At 68.3% G+C, this 4,085-nt stretch carries 4 protein-coding genes; 3 read left to right on the top strand and 1 reads right to left on the bottom strand.

What is annotated here, in order from left to right:
* The first annotated feature begins 142 nt into the window (after window positions 1-142).
* From RT697_RS27010 to RT697_RS27000, 3 genes are all read left to right on the top strand, one after another.
* Window positions 143-826 (top strand): DUF2848 domain-containing protein, encoded by a 684-nt coding sequence (locus RT697_RS27010; RefSeq protein WP_218343706.1) that lies wholly within the window; start codon window positions 143-145, stop codon window positions 824-826.
* Window positions 827-916: 90 nt separating this feature from the next.
* On the top strand, window positions 917-2,266 hold the full coding sequence (locus RT697_RS27005) for an amidase (RefSeq protein ID WP_313702692.1): 1,350 nt from the start codon (window positions 917-919) through the stop codon (window positions 2,264-2,266).
* Between the two features lie 28 nt (window positions 2,267-2,294).
* Window positions 2,295-3,101, top strand: coding sequence for a putative hydro-lyase (locus tag RT697_RS27000; RefSeq protein WP_313702691.1), 807 nt, complete (start codon window positions 2,295-2,297; stop codon window positions 3,099-3,101).
* A gap of 14 nt (window positions 3,102-3,115) precedes the next feature.
* On the opposite strand, the gene RT697_RS26995 is transcribed toward RT697_RS27000, so the two are convergent.
* A partial coding sequence (locus RT697_RS26995; protein WP_313702690.1) for an alpha/beta hydrolase occupies window positions 3,116-4,085 on the bottom strand: 970 nt, incomplete at its 5' end.

The following is a 4,085-nucleotide window of genomic DNA, read 5'->3' as shown; positions in this document are numbered from 1 at the left end:
GCCATGTTCGTGATGCTGGCGCTGCTGGCGTTCTGGCCCGACATCGCGCTGTGGCTGCCGCGCGTCTTCAGTTGACGACTCTTTGATCCCGGCGCGGCCCGTCGGCCGCGCCGCTTCCCACTTCCTTCTTTGCAGGACTGATATGAAAGCCGTATTCAAGATCGACGACGCCAATCCCCGTCAGGTGGAAGTGGCCTTCAACAGCGTGATCGTGGCGGGCTGGGCCGGGCGCGACATGGCCGCCATCGAACACCACATCGAGGAACTGGCCGCGATCGGCGTGCCGCGTCCGAGCAGCGTGCCGCTTTACTACCGCATCGCCGAGAACCAGCTTACCCAGTCCGCCAACGTGCAGGCGCTGGGCGAGGAATCGTCGGGCGAGGTCGAGACGTTTGTCTTTGCCGTCGACGGCGAGATGTACGTCAGCATCGCGTCCGACCACACCGACCGCAAGCTGGAGACGGTCAGCGTGGCGATGTCCAAGCAGGTCTGCGTCAAGCCCGTGGGCGCCGAAGCCTGGCGTCTCGCCGACGTGGCGGGGCATTGGGACGAACTGATCATCCGCGCCTACATCGTCGAGAACGGCGAGAAGGTGCTGTATCAGGAAGGGCCGTTGTCCACGTTGCGCACGCCGCAGGACCTGATCGCGGGCTACACGGGCGGCGGCGCCGTCCTGCCGGAAGGCGCGGGCATGACCTGCGGCACGGTGGCCGCCATCGGCGGCATCCGCCCGGCCGCGGACTTCACGATGGAACTGCACGATCCGCGCCTGAACCGCACGCTGCGCCACCGCTATCATGTCGAGTCGCTGCCCGTGGTCGCCTGAAGGCCGCCACGCTCGGCGCTGAATCCGGGCGCGTTCCCCGCGAAGGCGTCCGTCCGAACACTTACGCCGCCAGGCGGCATTAGGACAATGATGGTTTCGACCCTGAATGATCTGACCTCGGCCCTGCGTGAGGGCCGCAGCACCTCCGTCGCGCTGACCGAAGCCGCGCTGGCGCGGGCCCAGGATCCGGCGGGCGAGGGCGCTCGCGCCTTCACCAGGCTCTACGCCGATTCGGCGCTGGCGCAGGCGCGCGCGTCCGACACGCTGCGCGCGGCCGGCATCGTGCGGTCCGCGATCGAGGGGTTGCCCATCAGCATCAAGGACCTGTTCGACATCGAAGGCGAGACCACGATGGGCGGTTCCGTGGCGCGCGAAGGCGAGCCGGCGGCCGAAGCAAATGCCGAGGTCGTGCAGCGTCTGATCGCCGCGGGCGCGGTCATCATCGGCCGCACGAACATGACCGAATTCGCGTATTCGGGCCTGGGCATCAATCCCCATTACGGCACGCCGCTCAATCCGTACGATCGCGCCACCGGCCGCATTCCCGGCGGGTCTTCCTCCGGGGCCGCGGTGTCGGTCGCGGACGGCATGGCGGTGGCGGGGATCGGGTCGGACACGGGCGGCTCGGTGCGCATCCCGGCTGCGCTGTGCGGCCTGACCGGGTTCAAGCCCAGCGCGTGGCGCGTGTCCATGCAGGGCGTGCTGCCCCTGTCGGCGAATCTGGATTCCATCGGCCCCATCGCCGCCAGCGTGCGCTGCTGCGCCGAACTGGACGCCATCCTGTCGGGCGACGCCGGGCCGTTGCCGCAGGCGCTGCCGGTGCGTGGCCTGCGTCTGGCCATTCCGACGACGCTGGCGCTGGACGCCATGGACAAGCATGTCTCCGACACCTTCGCGGCGGCGGTGCAACGCCTGGAGGATGCCGGCGCGCTGGTCGACCGGATCGAGATTCCGGAATTCGCCGAACTGGCATCCATCAACAGCAAGGGCGGCTTCACCGCCGCCGAGGCCTGGGCCTGGCACCGCGACCTGATCGCGCGCGCGGGCAAGCGTTACGACCCGCGAGTCGTCTCGCGCATCATGCGCGGCCAGGATATGACGGCGGCCGATTACATTGAACTGCTCGACGCGCGCGAGGCGTGGGTAGCCGCCGTGGACCACCGCATTGCCGGTTACGACGCGCTGATCATGCCCACCACGCCCATCGTGGCGCCGCCCGTCGCGGACCTGCAGGGATCCGACGAGGCCTACTACGCCGCCAACGGCCTCATCCTGCGCAATCCCACCCTCATCAATTTCCTGGACGGCTGCGCGCTGTCCTTGCCCTGCCATGCGGCGGGCACGGCGCCCGTGGGCCTGATGATCGCGGCCAGCAATGGCGCGGACCGTCGCGTTTTGGGCATCGGCCTGTCGGTCGAGGACCTTTTCACCGCCCGCTGAGCGGCGCCTACCTGCAACGAGAGAACCCATGCCAGATGCCGATAATGTCAGAGTCAGTCCCGCGCTTGCCCGCCAGGCGCGGCTGGATGCCCGCAGCGGGCGCCTGACGGGTCCCACGGCGAATCTGGCGCCGGGGCACGTCCAGGCCAACCTGGCGATTCTGCCGCGCGCGCTGGCGGCGGATTTTCTTCATTTCTGCCAGCGCAATCCGAAGCCGTGCCCCTTGCTGGCCATGTCCGAGCCGGGCGACCCGTCGTTGCCCGAGCTTGGCGCGGACATCGACATCCGCACCGACATCCCGCGATACCGCGTGTGGAAAGACGGCGTGCTGGTGGCCGAACCCACGGACGTGCGCGATCTGTGGCGCGACGATCTCGTGTCGTTCCTGATCGGCTGCTCGTTCTCGTTCGAAGAAGCGATGCTGGACAACGGCCTGCCCGTGCGCCACATCGAGCAGGGCAGCAACGTGCCCATGTACCGCACCAACATCGCGACGCAGCCGGCCGGCGTGTTCGGCGGTCCTCTGGTGGTGTCGATGCGGCCCCTGAAGGCCGCCGACGCGATCCGGGCGATCCAGGTGACGTCGCGGTTTCCTTCCGTGCATGGCGCGCCCGTTCATATCGGGGATCCATCGCTCATCGGCATCGCGGATATCGCCGCGCCGGATTACGGCGACCCGGTGGAGATCCGTCCCGGCGAAATGCCGGTGTTCTGGGCCTGCGGCGTGACGCCGCAATCGGTGGTGGCGGCGGTGCGGCCGGAGTTCTGCATCACGCATGCGCCGGGGCACATGCTGGTCACCGACCTGATCAATAGCCGGATGGCGGTGTTCTGATCGGGGGGGGGCCGTCAGCGCTGTTGCATCAGCGCCTTCACACGCTGGTCGTAGTCGGGCGGGAAGGTCCAGAAGCGCATGCCTTGCTGCGTAAAGCCTTCCTGCAGTCCGCGTTCGGCCGGGGGCTTGTGCCACAGGAACTGCATCAGCACGTCGCTGCTGACCCACGCGTTGCCGAACCAGAAGCTGTGCGCGCGGCGGTTCAGATCAGGAATCGCGCGCGGATCGACCCAGATCATGTCGAAGTTCAGCCGCTGCGACGCGGCGTTGACGAAATCCACCTGCTCCTCGGTCAGGTCGTCGGCGTCTGGCCGGCCGGCCCGGGACGCCCGCTGGTGGCGCGCGGCAAAACGCAGAGCGCGGTCGCCCAGATTGGCCCCGAGGCTCACGCGCTCGGTCAGGTCGATGTACTGCCGCAGATCCGTCACGAAGCGGTAGGTGTCCTCGTCGGGCGCCGCGAAATAGATCTGGCCCAGACGCAGCCGCTTGCGCAGCGCCTCGCGGCTTTCGCCGTCGCGGGGCTGCGCCAGCGTGGCGAGTCCTTCACTGGCGATGCGCGCGCCCGCGCTGAACGCCAGCACGTTGATGTGCTCGGCATTGGTGTTGCGTGCGAGCAGTTCCAGCAGGCGCGCAAAGGCGGGCACCGATGCCCGCGCAGTGCGGACATCCGTGGCGTAAGACAGCAGACTGCCGGCCGACGGCCACAGAAAGGCCAGGACGACCGCCTGCCGGCCCGTGAAGTGATGAAACTGCGCGGCTTGCGCGGTGCCACGCCATACGGCGTTGTTGAAGCCGTGTACGTAGACGATCAGGTCGCGGTGCCGGCTGACCGCCAGCGCGTCGTTGATGAGCGCGAAGTAAGCCTGCGCCTCGGGCGAAGTCTCCGCATCAGTTTGCGGGGTGAGGGCGACAAGCTCTTCCATGCGCTCCAGGCTGAGCACCGGCCGGCCGCGCTGGCTGCCGGTGGTGGAAAGCTGGCGCAGT

It is taken from the genome of Achromobacter sp. (assembly GCF_032113835.1).
In the GTDB taxonomy this organism is placed as follows: Bacteria; Pseudomonadota; Gammaproteobacteria; order Burkholderiales; family Burkholderiaceae_B; genus Achromobacter.
This window is presented reverse-complemented; position numbering and strand designations above follow the sequence as displayed.

Coding starts and splice junctions, on each gene's coding strand:
- RT697_RS27010 (WP_218343706.1), top strand. CDS start 143: ATGAAAGCCGTATTCAAGATCGACGACGCCAATCCCCGTCAGGTGGAA.
- RT697_RS27005 (WP_313702692.1), top strand. CDS start 917: ATGGTTTCGACCCTGAATGATCTGACCTCGGCCCTGCGTGAGGGCCGC.
- RT697_RS27000 (WP_313702691.1), top strand. CDS start 2,295: ATGCCAGATGCCGATAATGTCAGAGTCAGTCCCGCGCTTGCCCGCCAG.